Genomic DNA, 22,523 nt, shown 5'->3' on the forward strand with positions numbered 1-22,523 from the left:
GTGGACCACGCTTTCACACCCAAGCCCAACGTCGTGACAAAGGATACAAACGCCGACTTTGCCTAAATCAAAACTCCTTATGCCCTTGGTCCTTCATAGGTTAGATTCTGACCTATTTCCCTCGACAATGAAGGGCGTGCGCCGATACCTGACTAACGCAAGCATGCCACTAAGCATAGTTGACGCGAGGAATGCTCCCACGGTCGCTGCAAACACGCCCGCCAACCCCGCGTACCTTGCGCCGTAGTAGCTCAGAACCCCGTTGGCAATGATACAAAGCAGGCTGCTTGCAGACATCTCCCAGACCGCTTTCTTGTACAACAGAAATGTCTGCACATGAAAGAAATAGCCCATCGAAATAGCACCAGCGATAGCCCAGGGAATCAACGGGAACGCAGACTCGAATTGAGCACCAATGACCACCGGCGCAATCAAGGCTGACAACGACAGGGCTGCAATCCCGCCCAGCGGAAGCACCAGCAAGAAGACCACCGATACCAACGCTATTTCTTGGCGTTTCGCCGTACCCAACGCGAGGTTCCTGAATAGCCAGGGTGTCCACGCATGCAAGATGCCGTTGATGGCAACGAACAATGCCATGCCGAAGAGCGCAGCCACGCCATAGAATCCATTCTCGGCAAGCCCAAGAACCTTTGTAACAATCACCCTGTCGGTGAGCGGAATTGCAACCAGCCCCATACCCGCCGGCAAGTACAACAGGCCGAACTTCGCAAGATGCGCGAGGTCCAGTTGCTCGCGACGAGCTGTTCGAACGGGAAGCTCCCGAGACAGCCACAACACACCCAGGCAACAACCGATTGCCAGCCCTAAAATCTTGCCGATCGCAATGCCAACCCAACCCCATCCGCTGACAACGAATGCAGCGATAGCGCTGATACTGGCCATAGTTTGCACGACATGGAGAACCAAAAAATGGGAAGACTGTCGGGCGAACTGGTTATAGGCCAGAAGAAAATAGAAATTCGCAAAAAAATAGGCGGTGACTGCCGCTGCTGGTAGCCACGCCGCGGGCAGGCTCAGCATTCCAGAAAGCTCCTCTCGAATCGAGTACAGGAACAAGACACAAACGGACGCGCAGAAAGTCGTCAGGCAAAAGCAAGACCATATGAATCTCGCTAACTCGCGCTCATCCATGTCGTAGAACCGCATGCGCAGTGCGTCCTGCAGGCTCAAGTTCAAGACCGGGCGCAGGAACGTAACTAGCCCGATGAACAACACCCATGCGCCGTACTCGGATGGCGACAGAATCCGGGTTACGATAACGGCCACGAGGAATGGCGAGATCGCTTCGATGGAGTTGGCTAGCGTATAGAATGCAGAGCCTCGGGCCAGCCTTAGAAGCAAGCTGCGCATACTTTCCCCAGGAGTGAGATGGGCTATTCTCTTTTCTTGGCCAGCCGCATTGTACGCTCCATGGACGATTCAAAGGAGCGCGCACTAGTCTTCGAGTCCGCCACCCGGAATAGTCGAGTCATTCGCTTGGCGAGTCGACTATATCTTCGCTCTCCGCGACCAGTTCGAAGTCTTCTGCTTGTCTGTTACGGCTTCACGTGCTTCGTGGCTATCACCCGGCCCCAGAAGCGACAGTCGGAGCTGCTCTATTTCGCGTCCTATCCGAGCGAAGAACGGACGCTGCGCTCTGTACAAGAGACACTCGCTGATATTCCCGATGAAAGAATACTAATTTCACCAAAAAACTTGCTTCGACCCGCTGTTGCCCTGGCCCTAATCCAGTATCTTGGCTTTTCTCGGAGGTTGTATCGCTACGCCACCAGAATCGAGCGCAGACACTCTTTTATGCCAGCGTGTCGCGTTTTTAGTACGTTGCCTTACTACATGAAAGCCAAGCGGCTACTGGATGGGCATGCGAAGGCCATATTCGTAGCTAGCCAGTACGCGCCAGAAAGCCTCGCGCTGGCTGCCGCCGCACATCAGCTGGGAAAGCGCGTTTTCTTCGCGAATCATGCGAACGCGAATTGGCGCGATCGGTATGTGCCCCCTGTTCATGCGGACGTTATCGCGGTCACCAGCGAAGCCGTTGCGAATATGTTCCAGACTCATTCCCCGAGAGCCTTGGACATCATTTTTCGGTCGTCGGACGCGCCCTCAGAACGAATGCGAACAGTGAATGAGCGAGCAATCCGACTCAGCCTTGGCATCTACCTCACAGCGCTCTCGAACGAGGAGCGGCTGAACGAAATCTTGAGGAGTTGGCTCGCCGTGTTCCCACGGACCCGGATTTTCGTTCGCCCTCACCCTGTCAAGGTCGTAAGGCCGAGGATGGAACGAGTCTCTCCCAACAGCGCACGATTCACAGTATCTGTCGACGCTCCACTATCTCGTGACATCCACCGAACAGATCTTGCCATTTGCGGGAATAGCACAGTGGCAACGGATCTCTTACGTGCCGGTCGACCGGTTCTCTATGATCACCGCTTGGATGGCCTGCCGTTCGACTACAACGGGTACCTTGATGCCGGCTTGGTGATGCCGCTCGCCGAACCTATTGAGGCGCAGAGCTTGGTTGGCATTGACGCTTTCTACGGCTCGCCCCGATGGGAGGAGGTGATGCGCTACTTTGACTACAGCTACCAGAAGGACCCACGGGGAATCAACGAGAATTTCTCACGCAGGATCAAAGCGGAATTAGACCTCGTTACCAATCAAACGAGCCACGTCCGAACTCGATAAGCCATGTCTCTAGTCGCTCCCGGTAACTGCCATGTGAAGAGAAAGACAGTCGCTTTGCTACTGCTTCTAGCTCTGCTATTGCTGGTCGTGCTCCGGCTCCAGATTTTCTTCGAAGATAGTCATTTTCATGAAGAGTTCCGGATCCTCTATCACCTAGATCCAGCGCGCCTGAGTTCGGTCGACTACTCTGGCGAGTTCCTGAACAGTGCCCCCCAACCTTTCTTGTACAAGTGGCTGACGCAGGCCATGGTCACGCTTGGCCTAGATTTGGAGCAGTATCACAGGTGGTTGGGTGCATGTTGTTATTTGCTGTTCCTGTCCGGAATAGGCGTCGGGGCAATTCGACTCGGCATCTTGCCGGCCGTCGCTACTACCGGATTTGCAGCTGCACAGGTCACCTTTGTCGAACAGATTAGCTCCGCGACGCCGCATGCTTTTGCGTTTCCGTTACTTGCATGGATGTTGGTCTCTTTGGTTCATGACCGGCCGCTCTTCGGGGCAGCGCTGACCATACTTGCCGGGCTTCTGTACGCGCCCGTGGCTCCGGCCATGGGCCTTATGTATGCGGGGCACGTCCTGTTGCTCCGCAAAGCACTGGGCGCCGGAGGCCTGATGACGTGGGGACACCTATGCTGTCTTGTCGGTACAGGGATCGTTGCCTTGATACTTGTGGCCCATCAAATTCAGCCGTTGGAGGGCTACGGCCCGCTACTCGTGCCGGGCGAACGCGTTCTCGAGTTCCCGGAAAACGGCCCCAACGGTCGATATGCCCCTAGCGTCTTTGAGCCGATTGATCACGTAGTTTCGATGGCGCTCGGGCAATTTCACCCGGCCGTACCCGCTCCTCTCGCGCTCGCCCTGTTTCTGAGCGCAGGAGTATTGAGTGCGGTTGGGCTCCTCTCGCTGAGATCTTCTCCTTCCATTTTTTTCCCTGTTATGTTGTTCATAATCCCGAGCCTGTTACTGTTCGTGACAGTACTGGCCCTGCGACCTTTCATATCGTATCGATTTGCGCTCTACCCGCTGTTTACCGTTACGCCCCTGTTATTTGTTGCAGGGCTGCAGCAAACCTTATTCAGGAGCGAGCAGTTCAGAGCATTGCCGATGGCGGCTTCTGCAGCGGTAGGTTTGATCTTTCTCGCATCGTTGGGAGCCGCCAAGACTCACCAAGTATCCAGCCTGCTCACCATCGGCAACTCCGAGCGCGCAGTATTGGATTTCCTGAGAGGCATCCCGACCGATAGTCTGATCGTTGCTTGGCCGAACCAGGTCATGCCGAGCTTCATACCTTACGCTACTGGACGAGCACTATTGGTAGACATGAAGGCCCACTATCCGAATTATGAGTACCACTTGCTTGAGATGCGCGCGCGAATGTTTGATCTCATTGATGCTTACTTCGCAACCTCTCCTTACCAACTTTCGACGCTCTCGTGCCGCTGGGGCGCAGATTACCTTCTGCTGGATCAGGCTAGTCTTGGCGAGAGCCGTGATAGCCTCGAGTATTTCGCTCCGTTCGATGCTCGCATCCGGGAGAAGAGGCAGGATAGCGCTGGCCAGCAGCGGGTCTTGGCGAACGTCCCGGGCCCTTCAGTCGTATTCAAGACGGGTCGATATTCATTAATAAGTCTTGAGTACTTTTCAACGAAATACGGTTGCGGACCTGTTGACGCGCCCCGAGTTGAACCACTGGACAGCATCAACGCAACCGGCCAGCCCGCCGTAGATTCGAGACCCACGACGCCATGAGTCTCTGGGACAGCCTAGGCCAGCCTGCAAGCGGGTCCCACCAAGTGTAGAGCCCCTGTTACCCGGGCCTCAGGATGGCCAGAGCCCCCGGATCGCAGCGATCCCCTGCGCACCGTGCGCCCACGCGGTCTCGAGGTCGGCGGGGCCGAGTCCCCCGATCGCGAAGACCGGCAAGGGCAGCTCCCCCACCAGCGCCTCGAACGCTTCCCACTCCATCCCGGGCTGACCCGGATGACTGGCGGTGGCGTGGACCGGGCCTAGAAAGGCGTAGCCGGCGCCGGCGTCCAGCGCGTGCGCGAGCTGTGCCGCGTCGTGACAGGAGTACCCAAGCCAAAGACCCGCCGGCAACGACGGTCTCCCCGCGCGCTCCAGGTAGCGGCCGGGCGCGTGGATTCCGGCGAGGGCGGGGTCGAGCCGCGCCCGCAGCGCAGGCGGCGCCGAATCCAGGGCCGCGACCAGGCCCCACGGGTCACCGTGCAGCAGCAGGCGGGCCGACGTGCCGTCCACCCGGCACGCGGCGCCCGCCGCGAGTTCCAGCAGCTCGGGCAGGTCCAGGTCCGCCCGGCGCAGGCAGACGAGCAGCGGCCCTCCCCCGCTGGCCAGTAACTCGATACGGTCGAGAAAGCCGCCCTCGTCGCCATCGTCGGGGAATGGTGTCACCGCCACCAGCGGCGGCAGCTGCAGGGCGTTCACCACCGGCGCATCGGCCGGCAGCAGGCCGGACGCCAGCAGCACCTCGGGGCGGCGCCAGTCCAGGGCCTGGTTCTCGCGCCCGTGCAACTCGCCGTTCCAGGCGCCGACGCGCCACACGTCGAGCTCGACGACCCGCTCGGGGTAACGATGGACATAGCGGATCAGCGGGCGGCAACGGGCTGGATCGAGCCGGATGCCGAGCTCTTCCTCGAGCTCGCGCGCCAGCCCTTCGAGGCGCCCCTCGCCGGCGGCCAGCTTGCCGCCCGGGAATTCCCAGCCGCCGGCCAGGCTCTTGCCGGGCGGGCGCTGGGCCACCAGCACATCGCCCGCCTCGTCCTGCAGGACGCCGGCGACGACGTGGATGCGCGGGACGGGCGGGGTCAGCTCAGCTTGCCGTGGCAGTGCTTGTACTTCTTGCCCGACCCGCAGGGACACGGTTCGTTGCGGCCGACCTTCTTTTCGTCCCGGACGAAGGGCTCGGGCGCCTGGCCGGCCGCGGCGCGGGCGGCGGCAGCGGCCGGGGCGCGCGGATCGGCCACCGGGCCGGCGGGCACGTCCCCGGCACCGACCGGGGAATGCGCCTGCGCGTGCTCCAGCTGCATCTTGGCGGCGGCGGCCTCGCGGCGCTTGCGCTCCATCGCCTCGACCTCTTCCTCGGTGCGGATCTGGACCCTCGAGAGGATGCTGATGACGTCGTGCTTCACGCGATCCAGCATCTCGCCGAACATGTCGAAGGCTTCGCGCTTGTATTCCTGCTCGGGGTTCTTCTGGGCGTAGCCGCGCAGGTGGATGCCCTGCCTGAGGTAGTCCATCGCGGCGAGGTGCTCTTTCCAGGCGATATCGAGCTGCTGCAGCATCACGGCCTTCTCGAAGTGCCGGATCACCGGCGCGCCGACCTGCTCCACCTTGGCCTCGTAGGCCTGGTCCACGGCTTCCAGCGCGCGGGCGCGGATGGCCTCGGGCTCGGCGTTCTGGTCGTGCGTCACCCAGTCCTGGAACTCGACCTGCACGCCGAAGTCGGTGGCCAGCGCCTGCTCCAGCCCCTCGAGGTCCCACTGCTCCTCGACACTGTCGGCCGCGACGAATTTCTCGACCAGCTCGTGGACCACCTCCTCGCGGATGCCGGCGATGGAATCGCTGATTTCCTCCGCCTCCATCAGCTCGGTGCGCTGCTGGTAGATGACCTTGCGCTGGTCGTTGGCCACGTCGTCGTACTTCAGCAGCTGCTTGCGGATGTCGAAGTTGTGGGCCTCGACCTTGCGCTGGGCGCGCTCGATCTGGCGCGTCAGCAGCTTGCTCTCGATGACCTCGCCTTCCTTCATGCCGACCCGCGCCAGCAGCGCCTTGGTCTTCCCCGGCTCGCCGAAGATGCGCATGAGGTTGTCTTCCATCGACAAGTAGAAGCGGCTCGAGCCAGGGTCGCCCTGGCGCCCGGAACGCCCGCGCAGCTGGTTGTCGATGCGCCGCGACTCGTGGCGCTCGGTGCCGATGATGTGCAGGCCGCCGGCCTCGATCACCTGCTCGTGGCGCTGCTGCCATTCCTCCCGCACCCTGGTGCGGACGGCTTCGTCCTCGCCCGCCGCCTCCAGCTCCGCCGCCAGGTTGCCGCCGAGCACGATGTCGGTGCCGCGGCCCGCCATGTTGGTGGCGATGGTGATCGCGCCGGGCCGGCCGGCCTGGGCCACGATCTCGGCCTCGCGGGCGTGCTGCTTGGCGTTCAGCACCTCGTGCTTCAGCTTCTCTTTCTTGAGGATGCCGGACAGCAGTTCGGAGGTCTCGATCGAGGTGGTGCCCACCAGCACCGGCTGGCCGCGCTGCTGGCAGTCGCGCATGTCCTCGAGGATGGCGTCGAACTTGTCCGTCTTGGTCAGGTAGACGAGATCCGGCTGGTCGTCGCGGACCATCGGCCTGTGGGTGGGGATCACCACCACCTCGAGGCCGTAGATCTGCATGAACTCGAAGGCTTCCGTGTCGGCGGTGCCCGTCATGCCGGCGAGCTTGTCGTACATGCGGAAATAGTTCTGGAAGGTGATGGAGGCCAGGGTCTGGTTCTCCTGGCGCACCTTCACCCCTTCCTTGGCCTCGATGGCCTGGTGGAGGCCGTCGGACCAGCGCCGGCCCGGCATGGTGCGGCCGGTGAACTCGTCGACGATCACCACCTCGCCGTCCTTGACGATGTACTCCACGTCGCGGCGGTAGATGAAGTGGGCGCGCAGCGCCGCCGAGAGATGCTGCATCAGCATGATGTTGCGGGCGTCGTACAGGCTCTCGCCTTCGTTGATCAGGCCCGCCTTGGCCATCAGTTCCTCGACATGGGCGTGGCCGGACTCGGTCAGGTAGGCCTGCTTGGACTTCTCGTCGACGGTGAAGTCGCCGGGGCTGTCCTTGTCGGCGGCCGGCTGCAGCGAGGGCACCAGCTTGTTCACCGCGACATAGGTCGCGGTGCTGTCCTCGGCCGGGCCGGAGATGATCAGCGGCGTGCGGGCCTCGTCGATCAGGATGGAGTCCACCTCGTCGACGATGGCGTAGTTGAGGCCCCGCTGGGCGCGCTGCTCCAGGCTGAAGGCCAGGTTGTCGCGCAGGTAGTCGAAGCCGAACTCGTTGTTGGTGCCGTAGGTGATGTCGGCGGCGTAGGCGGCGCGCTTCTCGGCCGGGTCCTGGTTGGCGTGGATCACACCGACGGTCAGGCCGAGGGCGCGGTAGACCGGCCCCATCCACTCGGAGTCGCGCCGGGCGAGGTACTCGTTCACCGTGACGATGTGCACGCCCTTGCCGGAGAGGGCGTTGAGATAGGCCGGCAGGGTGGCCACCAGGGTCTTGCCCTCGCCGGTCCGCATCTCGGAGATCTTGCCGTCGTGCAGCGCCATGCCGCCGATCAGCTGCACGTCGAAGTGCCGCATCCCGAGGGCGCGCCTGGCCGCCTCGCGGGCCAGCGCGAAGGCCTCGGGCAGGACCTGGTCCAGCGCCTTGCCGTTGGCGACCTCGGCCTTGAGCTCGGCCGTGCGGGCCTGCATGGCCGCATCGTCCAGCTTCGCCACGCTCTCCTCGAGCGCATTGATCTGCTTGACTTTTTTGCTGTAATCCTTGAGCAGCCGCTGGTTCCGGCTGCCGAAAATCCCTGCCAACAAATTGCGCACTACTGGGTACCTCGGGGACGCGCTCGCGGGTCGCGGGCGCCCGTGGACGAAAGCGGGAGCGGCCGGGGCCGGGAAGCGCCGCCGCTCAAAAGACAGCTATTTTACGGGCTGGCGGCACCGGGGGAAACTGGGGACTGTCCCGGGGACAGTCCCCAACAGGTCAACGGAGGAACTGGCGCGGGTTGACCGGGCGGCCGTTGTCGAACACCTCGAGGTGCACGTGCGGAGCCGTGGACCGGCCGGTCGAGCCGACCAGGGCGATCACCTCGCCCTTCTGCACTGCATCGCCGACCGCGACCAGGTTCTCGCTGTTGTGGCCATAGCGGGTGACCAGGCCGTTGCCGTGGTCGATCTCCACCATGTAGCCGTAGTTCGCCAGCTTGCCCGAGAAAGTCACCACGCCGGCGGCCACGGCAAGCACGTCGCTGCCCTTGGGGCTGACGAAGTCCAGGCCGCGGTGGAAAGAGCGCTTGCCGGTGAAGGGGTCCGTCCGGTAGCCGAAACCGGACGACATCCAGCCGCCCCGGATCGGCCGTCCCTCGAGGCTTGCCGCCTCGGTCAGCCGCCGGTTGAACATCAGGGCCTCGAGGATGTCGAGTTGGCGCGAGCGGTCCTGGATCTGGCCGTCGAGCTCGTCCAGCAGGGCCATGATCTCGCCCGACTGCAGCGAGGCCGCCTGGTCGATGGCCTCGGGGCCGCCAAGGGCCGGCTCGGCGCCGAAGTCGAATTCGCCGTCCTCCAGGCCGGCCATGCTGACCAGGCGCTGCCCGAGGGCGTCGAGGCGGATGATGTGCGCGGAGAGCTGCCCGAGCCGGGCGGCCAGGGCGTCGTGGTTGCGCCCGGCGCTGTCGCGAAGGGTGTCGAGCTCGGCCTGCTGGGCCTCGAGCTGCGCCCGGAGTTCGGCGAACACGGCCTGCTCGGGGTCCGGCTGGGAGATCCGGCCGGCCATCAGCCCGGCGGTGAACACCAGCGCCACCACGGCCACGGCGGCCACGGCCAGTTCCCGGAGGGACAGCGGGACCTGCCGGGTGCGGCCGTTGCGCGAGGTGAAGATGAACATGCTCACCTGTCCCACGCCCTGCGGTCGAACGCGCGCGGTGCGGGTGGTTGCACGAGTGCTACGGGCATACGTTTTCTCGTTCATGACGTTCGGCAGCTCCGCTGTCGTCAGCCGCCCTGTGGGGACGGCGCCTCGGACCGGTGGCTTTGCGAGGGCGCCTCACGACGCCTTAGCCTTTTACAAACGCCCGAAGAATGCAGGAAAATGCCGTGACATACAAGCTCGGAATTCACACATCAGCCAGCGCGAACCCAGACAACTCAAAGACTTGCTGTCAGGCAACGATTTGTCGCGCCTGGTCGAGCGCGCCCGCCAGGCCGGCGAGCTCGACGCCCGGGTCCGGGCGCTGCTGCCTGACGGCCTGGGCGCACACGTCACCGGCGCCGCTTTCCACGAGGCCGAGGGGGAGGTGGTGGTGCTGGTCGACAGCGCGGCCTGGGCCAGCCGGATCCGTTTCCACGCCCCCGCACTGGTCGAGCGACTGGCGCCCCGCTACGACGGGCAGGTCAAGCGCGTGCGGGTGAAGGTCAGGCCCGCGCCCGCTCCAGGGGGCTGAACCGTCACCTGCCCGCCTCGCTCGGGAAATCTTTATCTCGCTCGCCGGGCAGGTGACGTTCCAGCCCTTGTGCGACCTCGACGGTGACCCGCAGCAGGCTCAGCAGCGTGGCCAGCTTCTCAGACAAGGCCGCCTATCCGGCTTGATCTGCCGCTCTGCAACACGGGCTGGCTGATGCCTGTCCGTGTCGCGCCTAGCGACTTAGCAGCGGACCCATGACGGCGCGTGGCCGCGGTACGGTGAGGCGGTACCGGCAGTGCGTCAGGCCGCCGCGGGAATGAAGCTGAGCGGCGCGTCCCGCTCGTCCTCGAAGGTCACTTCTTCCCAGGCCGACTCGTGGCGCACCAGTTCGCGCAGCAGCTGGTTGTTCAGGCCGTGGCCCGACTTGTAGCCGGTGAACTCGCCGATGATGGAGTGGCCGAGCAGGTAGAGGTCGCCGATGGCGTCGAGGATCTTGTGGCGCACGAACTCGTTCTCGTAGCGCAGGCCGTCCTCGTTGAGGATGCGGTATTCGTCCAGCACGATGGCGTTGTCGAGGCTGCCGCCCCGGCCGAGGTTCATGGAGCGCAGGAACTCCATGTCGCGCATGAAGCCGAAGGTCCGCGCGCGGCTGATCTCGCGCAGGAAAGACGTGGTGGCGAAATCGATCGAGGCGCGCTGCAGGTGGCGCTTGAAGACCGGGTGGTCGAACTCGATCTCGAAATTGATCTTGAAGCCGTCGTAGGGCTGGAAGCGCGCCCACTTGTCGCCGTCGCGCACCTCGACGGGACGCCGGATGCGGATGAAGCGCTTGGGCGCGGCCTGCTCGGCGATGCCGGCGGACTGCAGGAGGAACACGAAGGGCCCCGCGCTGCCGTCCATGATCGGCACCTCGGTGGCGGACAGCTCGACCACGGCGTTGTCGATGCCCAGGCCCGCGAAGGCGGACATCAGGTGCTCGACCGTGGCCACGCGCACGTCGTCCTGCATCAGCGTCGTGCCGAGCGTCGTCTCGCGCACCAGCATGCCGTCGGCCCGCACCTCGGGAGCGCCCTCGAGGTCGGTGCGGCGGAACACGATCCCCGTGTTCAAGGGCGCCGGGCCGAGGGTCATGAGCACCTTCTCGCCCGTATGCAGGCCCACGCCGGTGGCGCGGATCGTGTTCTTCAGGGTTCGCTGTCTCAGCATGGCAGTGTCACGCAGGCGAAATAATTCGGCAAGGTAACATAATTATTTTTGCGCCTGCAACATAAAGCGAGCGCTCCCGGGAGAGGAAGAGCAGGGCTCCCCCGGAAGCGCTCGCCTGCCGGCACCCCCCGCCTCAGTCGGCCTGGCGACGGAGGAAGGCCGGGATATCGAGCATCTCGGTGTCGGCCGGGTAGTCGAAGCTCTGGCCCACGGCCCGCTTCGGCGCCTCGACCGGCTCGTCCTCGCTGACGCGGCGGCGCACCACCGGCGGGGACTCCAGGTCGTTGTAGTTGGGCGGGGTGCCGGCATCCGGCACCGGCCGCACGCGCACGGTCCGGCGCACGCGATCCCGGTCCCCATGACGCTCCGGCAGGCGCTGCTGCACCACGCCGCCGAGCCCCGTGGCCACGACCGTGACCCGCACCTCGCCTTCCATCGCCGGGTCGATCACCGTGCCGATGACCACCGTGGCGTCGTCGGAAGCGCGCTCCTTGACCACCATGCCGACCTCGTCGAACTCGCCGATGGCCAGGTCCATGCCGGCCGTCACATTGACCAGGATGCCGTTGGCGCCCTCGAGGTTGATGTCTTCCAGCAGCGGGCTGGAGATGGCGGCCTCGGCGGCGTCGCGCGCCCGGTCCTCGCCCGTGCCGCGGCCCGTGCCCATCATCGCCATGCCCATCTCGGACATCACGGTGCGGACGTCGGCGAAGTCGACATTGATCAGGCCCGGCCGGGTGATGAGCTCGGCGATGCCCTGCACGGCACCCTGCAGGACCTCGTTGGCGGAGCGGAAGGCGTCGAGCAGCGTGGTCTGCTTGCCCAGCACCGTCAGCAGCTTCTGGTTCGGAATGGTGATCAGCGAGTCGACGTACTTGGCGAGCTCGGTGATGCCCTGGTCGGCGATGTCCGAGCGCTTGCGGCCTTCCATGCCGAAGGGCTTGGTCACCACGGCCACCGTCAGGATGCCGAGCTCCTTCGCCACCTGCGCCACGATCGGCGCCGCGCCGGTGCCGGTGCCGCCGCCCATGCCGGCGGTGATGAACAGCATGTCGCTGCCCTCGATGGCCTCGCGCAGCCGGTCACGGTCCTCCATCGCCGCCTGGCGGCCGAGGTCCGGATTGGCCCCCGCCCCGAGCCCCTTGGTGATGTTGCAGCCGATCTGGATCGCGGTTTTCACGCGCGAGTTCTTCAGCGCCTGCGAGTCGGTGTTGGCGCAAATGAACTCCACGCCGTCGATGCCGCAGTCCATCATGTGGGACACGGCGTTGCCGCCGCCCCCGCCCACGCCGATCACCTTGATGACCGCGTTTGAGTTGTAGCCGTCTACCAGTTCGAACATTGCGCTCTCCTCGGGATTGCCCCGACCCGTTGTTGACTAGAAATTGCCCTGGAACCACGCCTTCATGCGGGCCCAGGCGTCCTTGACGCCGCCGCCCATGGGCGACTCTCCCTGCCGCTGCTGCAGCTCGTGCAGGGCATACAGCAGCAGCCCCACCCCCGTGGCGTGGATCGGGTTGCGCACGACGTCGGCCAGGCCGGTGACGCCGTGCGGCACGCCGAGCCGCACCGGGAGGTGGAACACTTCTTCGGCCAGCTCGATCGCGCCTTCCATCTTCGAGCTGCCGCCGGTCAGCACCACGCCGGCCGCGATCATGTCGTCGAAGCCGGAACGCCTGATCTCGTTGCGGATCAGCGTGAACAGCTCCTCGTAGCGGGGCTCGACGATCTCGGCCAGCGTCTGGCGCGCGAGGCGCCGCGGCGGGCGGTCGCCCACGCTCGGCACCTCGATGGTCTCGTCCGGGTTCGCCAGCTGCGACAGCGCGCAGGCGTAGCGGATCTTGATCTCTTCGGCATAGGGCATCGGCGTGCGCATGGACACGGCGATGTCGTTGGTGACCTGGTCGCCGGCGATCGGGATCACCGCGGTGTGGCGGATGGCGCCGCCGGCGAAGACCGCGATGTCGGTCGTGCCGCCGCCGATGTCCACCAGGCAGACGCCCAGGTCCTTCTCGTCGTCCGACAGCACGGCGTGGCTGGAGGCCAGCTGCTCCAGCACGATGTCCTCGACGGTGAGGCCGCAGCGCTGCACGCACTTGATGATGTTCTGGGCCGCGCTCTCGGCGCCCGTGACCATGTGCACCTTCGCTTCCAGGCGCACGCCGGACATGCCGATCGGCTCGCGGATGCCCTCCTGGTAATCGATCAGGAACTCCTGCGGGATGATGTGCAGGATCTTCTGGTCGGCCGGGATCGCCACGGCGCGCGCGGCGTCGATCACCCGCTCCACGTCGCCCGGCGTCACCTCGCGCTCGCGGATGGCGACGATGCCGTGCGAGTTGAGGCTGCGCACGTGGCTGCCGGCGATGCCGGCGTAGACGTGCGAGATCTCGCAGCCGGCCATCAGCTCGGCTTCCTCGACCGCGCGCTGGATGGAGGCCACCGTGGACTCGATGTTGACCACCACGCCCTTTTTCAGCCCGCGCGAGGGATGGCTGCCGATGCCGATGACTTCCAGGCCGCCCTCCTCGGTCAGCTCGCCCACGATCGCCACCACCTTGGAGGTGCCGATATCGAGCCCGACGATGGTGTCCCTGGCGTTGCGCTTAACCATTGGTCACGTTCCCCTGCGTTGCCGCATCCTCCGCCTCCCCGCGCTCCCGCCAGCCGACCGCGAAGCCGCGGCTGTAGCGCAGGTCCACGTACTCCACGGTCGCGGCCCGCGGCGTCAGCAGCGGCGCCGCGACGCGCACGAAGCGGTCCAGCCGCGCGTCGAACGATTCGCGGCCGAGCCGCAGTTCGAAGCCGTTGCTGAGCTCCATCCGCCAGGCGCCGCGAGCGTCCAGCTCCAGCGCCCGCAGCCCGAGGCCGACCGTGGCCAGCCGGGCGCGTGCGTCCAGGTAGCGCCGCGCCACCAGCTGCTCGCTGTCCTCCGGTCCCGACAGGTGCGGCAGGTCGGCCGGCACGTGGCGGCTGTCGCGCACGAACAGTTCGCCGCGGGTGTTGAGCAGGCCGCGTTCGCCCCAGCGCGCTGCCGGTACCTGTTCGATCACCGTGATCTCGACCTCGGCCGGCCAGCGCCGCCGCACCACCGCGTCGTCGACCCAGTCGATGGCGACGATGCGGGCACGCACCTGGTCCAGCTCCACGCCGAGGAAGCCCTGCTCGCGCAAGTCGCCCAGCGCCGCCTCGACCTGCAGCACGCTGACCCGCTCGAAAGACCCGTGCACCAGCACCTGGCGGATCGGCCGGTCCAGCGCAGCGGCCGCGCCCCAGGCGGTCGCGCCCAGCGCGGCCAGCACCAGCGCGCCCACGCCCAGCTCTCGCCACGGCCAGGCCGGCAGCTGCGGCAGCCGCAGCCGGAAGCGCGGCTCGCTCTTGCCCCGGCCCGGGCGGCGGCGCGCGCCACGGCGCTGGTCAGCCCTGGCCATGGCTCGCCTCCCCGGTCACGGCGGCGGCGGACCCCCGCGCTTCGAAGCTGGTTTCGAGCACGCGCCAGGCCAGCTCCTCGAAATCGATCCCGGCCTGCCGGGCGCCCATCGGCACCAGGCTGTGGCTGGTCATGCCCGGGATGGTGTTGACCTCGAGGAAGCGCGGCACGCCGTCCGCCGGCAACAGGAAGTCCACCCGGCCCCAGCCGCTGGCGCCGACCGCGTCGAAGGCCGCCCGCACCAGCGCGGCGAAGGCCCCCTCCGCCTGGGCGGACAGGCCGCTCGGGCAGTGGTAGCGCGTGTCGTCCGAGAAATACTTGGCCTCGTAGTCGTAGAAGGCCCGGGGTGTCTCGATGCGGACCGCCGGCAGCACCTCGCCCTGCAGCACGCCGACCGAGTACTCGCCCCCGGTCACCCACTCCTCGGCCAGCACCGGGCCCGCCCAGCGGGCGGCCTCGGCGTAGGCCGCGGGCAGCTCGGACTCGGTCGTGACCTTGCTCATGCCGACGCTCGAGCCCTCGCCCGCCGGCTTGACGATCAGCGGCAGGCCGAGCTCGGCGATCACCTCGGCGACCTCCGCCGCGGCGCGCATGACGCGCCAGCGCGGCGTCGCCAGGCCGCGGCCCACGAACAGCTGCTTGCTGCGCAGCTTGTCCATCGACAGGGCGGAGCCGAGCACGCCGCTGCCGGTATACGGCATGCCGAGCGTCTCGAGGGCGCCCTGCATCAGGCCGTCCTCGCCGCCGCGGCCGTGCAGCGCGATCCAGGCGCGGTCGAAGCGGGGTCGCGCCAGCAGCGCGTCGAGCCCGTCGGCCGGATCGACCCGGTGGGCGTCCACGCCGCGCCGGCGCAGGGCCGCGAGCACGGCCTCCCCGGTCAGCAGCGAGATCTCGCGCTCGGCCGACACGCCGCCCATCAGCACGGCCACGCGGCCGAAGGCGGCGGGGTCGCTGACCTGCACGCGGTTCATGACCGCGCCTCCGGGGCGGCCGGGGCCGGGTCGCCGACGACGCGGACCTCGGTCGCCAGGCGCACGCCGTGCACCCGCTCGACCTCGGCCGCCACGTGCCGCACCAGGGCCTCGATGTCGGCCGCAGTCGCCTCGCCGGTGTTGATGATGAAATTGGCGTGCTTGGGCGAGACTTCGGCCCCGCCGATCCGGCAGCCCTTCAGGCCCGCCGCCTCGATCAGCCGGGCCGCGTGGTCGCCCGGCGGGTTGGTGAACACCGAGCCGCAGCTCGGCAGGCCGATCGGCTGGGTCGCCTTGCGCCTCACCAGCAGGTCCCGGATGGACGCCTGGGTGGTCGGGCGGCCAGCCGGGAACTGGAGCTCGGCGGCGACGAACCACTCGCCGGCCGGGCCGCGCACGCTGCGGTAGCCGGTCTCGTACTCGTCCCGGGCGCGCCGGCGGCGCACCCCGGCGCGGTCCAGCGTCTCGACTGCGCGCACGTAGTCCCAGGTCTCGCCGCCGAAGGCGCCGGCATTCATCGCCAGCGCGCCGCCCAGCGTGCCGGGAATCCCGGCGAAGAACTCGCCGGCGCCGAGCCCCCAGCGGGCGCAGCTGCGAGCGATCTTGGCGCAGGGCACGCCGGCCTCGGCGCGGATGCCGTGCGCGCCGAGCCGCGCCATGGCCGAGAGGGCGTTGTGGGTGCTGATCACGGCGCCCCGCAGGCCGCCGTCGCGCACCAGCAGGTTGCTGCCCAGGCCGACCCAGTGCACCGGCACCTCCGGCGGCAGCGCCGCCAGGAAACCCGCCAGGTCCTCGAGGTCGGCCGGCCGGTACCAGGTGTCCACCGGCCCGCCGACGCGCCAGGACGTATGGCGGGCCATGGGCTCGTGGCGCCGGAGCTCGCCGCGGGGCTCGAAGGCCGGGCTGTGCTGCATGGCGGCCATCACGGCGCGCCCTCCCCGGCCGGCGCGGACATGGCGGCCGGCAGGCGCGCGGCCACGGCGCCGATGCTGCCGGCGCCGAAGGTGACCACCACGTCGCCCGGCTGGAGCACGGCGGCCAGCGCCTCGGGCAGCGCCTCCACCTGCGCCACGAACACCGGCTCGACCTTGCCGCGCGAGCGGATGGCGCGGGCCAGGGCGCGGCCGTCGGCGCCGGGCACCGGCGCCTCGCCCGCCGGGTAGACTTCGCACAGCAGCAGGGCGTCCACGCCCGACAGCACGCGGGCGAAGTCGTCCATCAGGTCGCGGGTACGGCTGTAGCGATGCGGCTGGAACGCCACCACCACCCGGCGCCCCGGCCAGGCGCCGCGGATCGCCTCGAGCGTCCGCTCCAGCTCGGTCGGGTGATGGCCGTAATCGTCCACCAGCAGGGCCTCCCCGTCGCCGGCGGGCAACGCCCCGAGCTCCTGCATGCGGCGGTCGATGCCGCCGAAGTTCGCCAGCGCGCGCAGCAGCGCCTCGTCCGGCACTTCCAGCTCCAGCGCCACGGCGATCGCCGCCAGGGCGTTCTGCACGTTGTGGCGGCCGGCCAGGTTGAGCCGGACCGCCAGCGGCGCCGCCCCGCCCGGCCGCGTCACGGTAAAGCGTGACTCCCGCCCTTCCTGGCGGAACTTCGTGGCCCGGACGTCGGCGCCGGCACTGAAGCCGTAAGTCAGGGCGGCGCGGCCGATGTTGTCCAGCAGCCCGGCGGCGCCGGCGTCGTCCGCACAGACCACGGCCAGGCCGTAGAAAGGCAGGTTGTGCAGGAAATCCACGAAGGCCTGCTTCAGCCGCTCCAGGTCGCCGCCGTAGGTGCCCATGTGGTCGGGCTCGACGTTGGTGACCACCGCCAGCATGGGCTGCAGGTGCATGAAGGAGGCATCGCTCTCGTCGGCCTCCGCCACGAGAAAGCGGCCGGTGCCGAGCCGCGCGTGGGTGTTGGCGCTGTTCAGCCGGCCGCCGATAACGAACGTCGGGTCCATGCCCGCCTCGCCCAGCACGCTGGCGACCAGGCTGGTGGTGGTGGTCTTGCCGTGGGTGCCGGCCACCGCGATCCCGTAGCGGAAGCGCATCAGCTCGGCCAGCATTTCCGCCCGCTTCACCACCGGGATGCGCCGCCGCTGCGCCTCGACCACTTCCGGGTTGTCGGCCGGCACGGCGCTCGAGACCACGACCACGTCGGCGTCGTCCAGGTGGCCGGCGGCATGCCCGAGCATCACGCGCGCGCCCAGCGACTCCAGCCGCTGCACCACCGCGCCGCTGCGCAGGTCCGAACCCTGCACCTCGTAGCCGAGGTTGAGCAGCACCTCGGCGATGCCGCCCATGCCGGACCCGCCGATGCCGACGAAGTGGATGCGATGGACGCGCCGCATGCGGTTCTTCATGCCGCCGCCTCCAGGTCCAGGCCGCCGGCCTCGACCAGGGCCTGCTGGATGGCCGCCAGCGCCTCGGGCCGGGCCGCGCCGCGCGCGCGCCGCGCCATGTCCAGCAACCGGCCCCGGTCGGCCAGCAGGCCCGCGAGCACGCGGCCGAGCCGCTCGTGGCCGAGCTGCTTCTCCGGCAGCAGCACCGCGCCGCCGGCGGCGACCAGGTAGCCGCCGTTGAGGGTCTGGTGGTTGTCCACCGCCGCCGGGAAGGGCACGAGAACCGCCGGGAGTCCGGCGGCCGCCAGCTCCGACACCGTGAGCGCGCCGGCGCGGCAGATGGCGAGATCGGCCCAGCCGTAAGCCTCGGCCATGTCGTCGATGAACTCGGTCACCTCGGCCTCGACGCCGTGGCGGGCATAGGCGTCCCGGGCGCGCTCGAGGGTATTGCGCCCGGCCTGGTGACGCACTTCCGGCCGCAGCGGCTCGGGCAGGTGCGCGAGCGCGACCGGCACCGACTCGTTCAGCGCCAGCGCGCCCTGGCTGCCGCCCAGCACCAGCAGCCGCAGGCGGCCGCTCCGTTCGGCGTAGCGGCGCCCCGGCGTCGGCAGCGCGGCGATCGCGGGGCGAACCGGGTTGCCGACCACCTCGGCATGGACGCCGGCCGGGAACGCCCCCGGGAACGCGGCCAGCACACGGCGGGCCAGGCGCGCCAGCATCCGGTTGGTGGTGCCGGCGATGGCGTTCTGTTCGTGGATGACCAGCGGCTTGCGCAGCAGCCAGGCCGCGACGCCGCCGGGGCCGGCGGCATAGCCGCCCATGCCCAGCACGACTGCGGGCCGCAGGCGTCCGATGATCCGCATTGCCTGGGCCACCGCCAGGCCGATACGAAACGGTGCCGCCAGGCGCGTGCCCAGGCTCTTGCCGCGCAGGCCGCCGATGGTGATCCATTCCACCGGGATCCCGGCGGCCGGGACCACCCGCGCCTCGAGGCCCAGCCGCGTGCCCATCCAGGTCACTTCGGCGCCCCGGGCGCGCAGCGCTTCGGCCACCGCCAGTGCCGGGAACACGTGGCCGCCCGTGCCGCCCGCCATCACCAGCACCCGCGCGTTCACGACCGCCTCCGCGGGCGCGTCCGGCGGGCCAGGCCGTCGGCGCTGAGCTCGTAGTGGATGCGCAGCAGCAGCCCGATGGAAGCGCCGGTGACGACCAGGCTGCTGCCGCCGTAGCTCACCAGCGGCAGGGTCAGCCCCTTGGTGGGGAGCAGCCCCATGTTGACGCCCATGTTGATGAAGGCCTGGATGCCGAGCCAGGTCCCCAGCCCGAACGCCAGGCAGGCCTGGAACGGGCGCCGCGCCGCGGCCGCGGCCGCGCTGATGGCGAACGCGCGCCACACCAGCAGGACGAACAGCAAAATCATGAGGAACACGCCGAGCAGGCCGAACTCCTCGGCGTAGACGGCGAAGATGAAGTCGGTGTGCGCCTCGGGCAGGTAGAACAACTTCTGCACGCTCTCGCCCAGGCCGACGCCGAACCACTCGCCGCGGCCGATGGCGATCAGCGACTGGGTCAGCTGGAAGCCCGAGCCCCACTGGTCGGCCCAGGGGTCGAGGAAAGCCGTCAGCCGGCGCATGCGGTACTCGGAGGTCAGCACCAGCAGCGCCAGCGAAGCCCCGCCCGCGAGACCCATCAGCAGCAGGTAGCCGAGCTTCATCCCGCCGACGAACAGCACCGCGATGGCCATGGCGAAGAGCACGGCCGTGGCGCCGAAGTCCGGTTGCATCATCAGCAGGCTGCCGGCGGCGGTGACCACCAGCAGCGGCTGCCACAGGCCGCGGAAGCCGGCCTCGAGCAACTCGCCGCGCCGCGCCACGTAGCCGCACAGGTACACCAGGATCGCCAGCCGGGCCGGCTCGGAAGCCTGCACGTTCAACGGCCCGAACCGCAGCCAGCGGGTCGCGCCGTTGACCTCGTGACCCACGCCGGGCACCAGCACCAGCAGCAGCAGGGCGAAGCCCGCCGCCAGGAGCAGCGGCGCCGTGCGCTCCAGCGCCGAGCTCGGCACCGCCATGCAGACCGCGGCCGCGAAGCCGCCGGCGCCCAGGTACAGCAGCTGGCGCAGCAGGAAATAGAAGGGCTGGTCGTGGACGCGTTCCGCCATGGTGACGGAGGCGGAGGCGACCATCACCGCGCCGAGCAGGGCGAGCGCCAGCGCGCTGGCCGCCAGCCAGCCGTCCAGCGCGTAGCCCGTGCGCAGGCGGGGCGCGGCGGCGCTCATGCCGGCAGCTCCCGGACCGCCGCGGCGAAGCGCTGGCCGCGCTCGCGGTAATCGCGATACATGTCGGTGCTGGCGCAGGCCGGAGACAGCAGCACGCAGTCGCCGGGCTGCGCCAGGCGGGCCGCCGCGACTACCGCCGCCTCGATACCGTCGACCCGCTCGACGCGACATGTCCCCGCGAGCGCTGCCTCGAGCACCGGCGCATCCTGCCCGAGCAGCACCGCCGCATGCACGCGCTCCCGCGCCGCGGCGGCGAGCGGCGCGAAGTCCGCGCCCTTGCCGTCGCCGCCGGCAATCAGCACCACCGGCCGGTCCATGCCCTGGATCGCGGCCACCGCGGCACCGACATTGGTGCCCTTGGAGTCGTTGATGTACTCGACGCCGCCGCGCTCCGCAATCCACTCCGCGCGATGCGGCAGGCCGCGGAAAGCGGCCAGCGCCGGCAGGCAGGCGCGCGGATCCAGGCCGACGGCCTCGACCATGGCCAGCGCCGCCAGGGCATTGGCCTGGTTGTGGCGGCCGCGAACCCGCAGCACGCTCACCGGCGCCAGCGCCTCCTCGCCGCGCGCCAGCGCCGGGCCGGCCGGCGTGTCCAGCAGGCCGTACTCGCCCGCGGCCGGCGCGCCGAGCCCGAAGCGGATGCAGGGCGTGCGCCCGTCCCACATCGCCATCACGATGCGGTCGTCGCGATTGAGGACGACCCGCTCGGCCCCGTGCAGGATGCGCGCCTTGGCCTCCGCGTAGGCCTCCATGGAGCCGTGACGGTCGATGTGGTCGGCGCTGAGATTCAGCACGCAGGCGGCCTTTGCCCGCAGCGAGGCGGTGGCCTCGAGCTGGAAGCTGGACAGCTCCAGCACGTACACGTCGGGCACCTCGCCTTCCAGCAGGTCGAGCGCCGGCGTGCCGAGGTTGCCGCCCTCGCGCACGCGCAGGCCGCCCGCCCGCGCCAGCTCGGCCAGCAGGGAGGTGACCGTGCTCTTGCCGTTCGAGCCGGTGATCGCCGCGACCGGCGCCGGGGCGGCGCGGGCGAACAGCTCGATGTCGCCGAGCAGGGCCAGCCCGCGGCGGCGCGCCTCCTCCAGCAGCGGCTCCCGCAGCGACACGCCGGGCGACACCACGACCTCCGCCACGCCGTCCAGCACCCCCTTGTCGAAGCCGCCGAGCCGCAGCTCGACGGTCTCGCGCAGCGCTCCCAGCGCCGCCAGGCCGGGCGGCTCGGCGCGGCTGTCGACCACCCGCACCCGCTGGCCCAAGCGCGCGAGGTAGCGCGCACAGGACAGGCCGGTCGCGCCGAGCCCGACCACCAGCACGGGCTGGGCGGCGGCGCGGGGGCGACGGCTGGGTTCCGGGTGCGCGATCATCTGACCTTCAGCGTGGCGAGGCCGAACAGGACCAGGATCACGGTGATGATCCAGAAGCGGACGATTACCTTCGGTTCCGCCCAGCCCTTGAGTTCGAAGTGGTGGTGGATGGGCGCCATGCGGAAAATCCGGCGCCCGGTGAGCTTGAAGGACGCGACCTGCAGCATGACCGAGACGGTCTCGAGCACGAACACGCCCGCCATGACGAAGAACACGATTTCCTGGCGCACCGCGATGGCGACCGCGCCCAGCGCAGCGCCGAGGGCCAGTGCGCCGATGTCGCCCATGAAGACCTGGGCGGGGTAGGTGTTGAACCAGAGGAAGCCGAGGCCGGCGCCGACCAGCGCGGCGCAGAACACCAGCATCTCGCCCACGCCGGCGACGTAGGGAATGCCCAGGTAGCCCGCGAAGTTGACGTTGCCGGTGACCCAGGCGAACAGCCCCAGCGCGCCGCCGATCAGCACGGTGGGCATGATGGCCAGACCGTCCAGCCCATCGGTCAGGTTGACCGCGTTGCTCGAGCCGACGATGACGAAATAGGCCAGCGCGATAAAGCCGACAGTGCCGAGCGGCAGCACCACGTCCTTGAAGAAAGGCACGATCAGGCCGAGGTCCACGGCCGGGTTGGTGGCGGTGAACACGAAGGCGCCGCCGGCCAGCAGCGCGCCGACCGACTGCCAGAAGTACTTCCAGCGGGCCGCCAGTCCCCGGCTGTCGCCGACCACGAGTTTCTTGTAGTCGTCGACGAAGCCGATCAGGCCGAAGCCCAGCATCACCGCCAGCACGATCCAGACGAAACGGTTGCCGAGGTCCGCCCACAGCAGCGTGGCGACGGTGATCGCCACCAGGATCAGCGCGCCGCCCATAGTCGGCGTGCCCGCCTTCGGCAGGTGCGACTCGGGGCCGTAGCTGCGCACCTGCTGCCCGATCTGGTGGAAGGTCAGCCGGCGGATCATCCACGGCCCGACCAGCAGCGAGATGGCCAGCGCCGTGAGCGCGCCGAGGATGGCGCGGAAGGTCTGGTACTGGAAGACGTTGAAGCCCGACTCGAAGCGCGCCAGGTATTCCGCCAGGTACATCAGCATC

20 protein-coding genes and 1 riboswitch are annotated in these 22,523 nt (G+C 68.2%); of the genes, 3 read left to right on the forward strand and 17 right to left on the reverse strand.

All coding sequences use genetic code 11. From position 1 onward, the window contains the following. Nucleotides 1-93 precede the first annotated feature (93 nt). Nucleotides 94-1,374, reverse strand: coding sequence for a lipopolysaccharide biosynthesis protein (locus G6N75_RS01475; RefSeq protein WP_165346290.1), 1,281 nt, complete (start codon nt 1,372-1,374; stop codon nt 94-96). Between the two features lie 498 nt (nt 1,375-1,872). Further along, nucleotides 1,873-2,082 (reverse strand): hypothetical protein, encoded by a 210-nt coding sequence (locus tag G6N75_RS01480; protein WP_165346291.1) that lies wholly within the window; start codon nt 2,080-2,082, stop codon nt 1,873-1,875. 324 nt (nt 2,083-2,406) lie between these two features. Between G6N75_RS01480 and G6N75_RS01485 the strand changes: the two genes are divergently transcribed. Continuing rightward, entirely contained in the window at nt 2,407-2,712 is a 306-nt protein-coding gene (locus tag G6N75_RS01485; protein WP_165346292.1) for a hypothetical protein, read from the forward strand. Between the two features lie 33 nt (nt 2,713-2,745). Further along, nucleotides 2,746-4,461, forward strand: a complete 1,716-nt coding sequence (locus tag G6N75_RS01490) for a hypothetical protein (protein ID WP_165346293.1) — start codon at nt 2,746-2,748, stop codon at nt 4,459-4,461. Nucleotides 4,462-4,530: 69 nt separating this feature from the next. Here G6N75_RS01490 and G6N75_RS01495 read toward each other — a convergent pair whose 3' ends face one another. From G6N75_RS01495 to G6N75_RS01505, 3 genes are all read right to left on the reverse strand, one after another. Beyond that, the gene (locus G6N75_RS01495; RefSeq protein WP_165346294.1) at nt 4,531-5,589 is read right to left on the reverse strand and encodes a Nudix family hydrolase; all 1,059 of its coding nucleotides are present in this window, start codon (nt 5,587-5,589) and stop codon (nt 4,531-4,533) included. Then, on the reverse strand, nt 5,535-8,282 hold the full coding sequence (gene secA, locus G6N75_RS01500; protein WP_206202841.1) for a preprotein translocase subunit SecA: 2,748 nt from the start codon (nt 8,280-8,282) through the stop codon (nt 5,535-5,537). The genes G6N75_RS01495 and secA overlap by 55 nt, the downstream gene beginning before the upstream one ends. A gap of 169 nt (nt 8,283-8,451) precedes the next feature. Then, entirely contained in the window at nt 8,452-9,351 is a 900-nt protein-coding gene (locus G6N75_RS01505; protein ID WP_165346296.1) for a M23 family metallopeptidase, read from the reverse strand. Between the two features lie 88 nt (nt 9,352-9,439). Then, nucleotides 9,440-9,536, reverse strand: a riboswitch (cyclic di-GMP riboswitch). 83 nt (nt 9,537-9,619) lie between these two features. On the opposite strand from G6N75_RS01505, the gene G6N75_RS01510 reads away from it, so the two are divergent. Next, entirely contained in the window at nt 9,620-9,907 is a 288-nt protein-coding gene (locus G6N75_RS01510; protein WP_206202843.1) for a DciA family protein, read from the forward strand. 4 nt (nt 9,908-9,911) lie between these two features. Here the strand turns inward: G6N75_RS01510 and G6N75_RS15405 are convergent, their stop codons facing one another. From G6N75_RS15405 to mraY, 12 genes are all read right to left on the reverse strand, one after another. Further along, nucleotides 9,912-10,034: a hypothetical protein gene (locus G6N75_RS15405; RefSeq protein ID WP_276611199.1), complete on the reverse strand. Its 123-nt coding sequence runs from the start codon at nt 10,032-10,034 to the stop codon at nt 9,912-9,914. Nucleotides 10,035-10,168: 134 nt separating this feature from the next. After that, nucleotides 10,169-11,074, reverse strand: a complete 906-nt coding sequence (lpxC, locus tag G6N75_RS01515; RefSeq protein WP_165346298.1) for a UDP-3-O-acyl-N-acetylglucosamine deacetylase — start codon at nt 11,072-11,074, stop codon at nt 10,169-10,171. Nucleotides 11,075-11,207: 133 nt separating this feature from the next. Beyond that, complete coding sequence (gene ftsZ, locus G6N75_RS01520) at nt 11,208-12,416, reverse strand: cell division protein FtsZ (protein ID WP_165346299.1); 1,209 nt, start codon at nt 12,414-12,416, stop codon at nt 11,208-11,210. Nucleotides 12,417-12,452: 36 nt separating this feature from the next. Further along, nucleotides 12,453-13,688 carry a cell division protein FtsA gene (gene ftsA / locus G6N75_RS01525; protein ID WP_165346300.1) on the reverse strand — a complete coding sequence of 412 codons (1,236 nt, stop codon included), beginning with the start codon at nt 13,686-13,688 and terminating at the stop codon, nt 12,453-12,455. After that, nucleotides 13,681-14,505 (reverse strand): cell division protein FtsQ/DivIB, encoded by an 825-nt coding sequence (locus G6N75_RS01530; RefSeq protein WP_165346301.1) that lies wholly within the window; start codon nt 14,503-14,505, stop codon nt 13,681-13,683. The genes ftsA and G6N75_RS01530 overlap by 8 nt, the downstream gene beginning before the upstream one ends. Then, nucleotides 14,492-15,475, reverse strand: a complete 984-nt coding sequence (locus G6N75_RS01535) for a D-alanine--D-alanine ligase (protein ID WP_165346302.1) — start codon at nt 15,473-15,475, stop codon at nt 14,492-14,494. The genes G6N75_RS01530 and G6N75_RS01535 overlap by 14 nt, the downstream gene beginning before the upstream one ends. After that, nucleotides 15,472-16,398 carry a UDP-N-acetylmuramate dehydrogenase gene (gene murB, locus G6N75_RS01540; protein ID WP_165346376.1) on the reverse strand — a complete coding sequence of 309 codons (927 nt, stop codon included), beginning with the start codon at nt 16,396-16,398 and terminating at the stop codon, nt 15,472-15,474. The genes G6N75_RS01535 and murB overlap by 4 nt, the downstream gene beginning before the upstream one ends. Then, on the reverse strand, nt 16,398-17,819 hold the full coding sequence (murC, locus tag G6N75_RS01545; RefSeq protein ID WP_240900870.1) for a UDP-N-acetylmuramate--L-alanine ligase: 1,422 nt from the start codon (nt 17,817-17,819) through the stop codon (nt 16,398-16,400). The genes murB and murC overlap by 1 nt, the downstream gene beginning before the upstream one ends. Further along, nucleotides 17,816-18,913 carry an undecaprenyldiphospho-muramoylpentapeptide beta-N-acetylglucosaminyltransferase gene (gene murG / locus G6N75_RS01550; RefSeq protein WP_165346303.1) on the reverse strand — a complete coding sequence of 366 codons (1,098 nt, stop codon included), beginning with the start codon at nt 18,911-18,913 and terminating at the stop codon, nt 17,816-17,818. The genes murC and murG overlap by 4 nt, the downstream gene beginning before the upstream one ends. Continuing rightward, on the reverse strand, nt 18,910-20,076 hold the full coding sequence (gene ftsW / locus G6N75_RS01555; protein ID WP_165346304.1) for a putative lipid II flippase FtsW: 1,167 nt from the start codon (nt 20,074-20,076) through the stop codon (nt 18,910-18,912). Before ftsW ends, murG begins: the two co-directional genes overlap by 4 nt. Then, the gene (gene murD / locus G6N75_RS01560; RefSeq protein ID WP_165346305.1) at nt 20,073-21,437 is read right to left on the reverse strand and encodes a UDP-N-acetylmuramoyl-L-alanine--D-glutamate ligase; all 1,365 of its coding nucleotides are present in this window, start codon (nt 21,435-21,437) and stop codon (nt 20,073-20,075) included. Before murD ends, ftsW begins: the two co-directional genes overlap by 4 nt. Continuing rightward, a complete protein-coding gene (gene mraY, locus G6N75_RS01565) occupies nt 21,434-22,522 on the reverse strand; it encodes a phospho-N-acetylmuramoyl-pentapeptide-transferase (RefSeq protein WP_165346306.1) in 1,089 nt (362 codons plus the stop codon). Before mraY ends, murD begins: the two co-directional genes overlap by 4 nt. Nucleotide 22,523: the final 1 nt, after the last annotated feature.

The organism is Thioalkalivibrio sp. XN8 (assembly GCF_011058255.1).
GTDB lineage: Bacteria > Pseudomonadota > Gammaproteobacteria > Steroidobacterales > XN24 > XN24.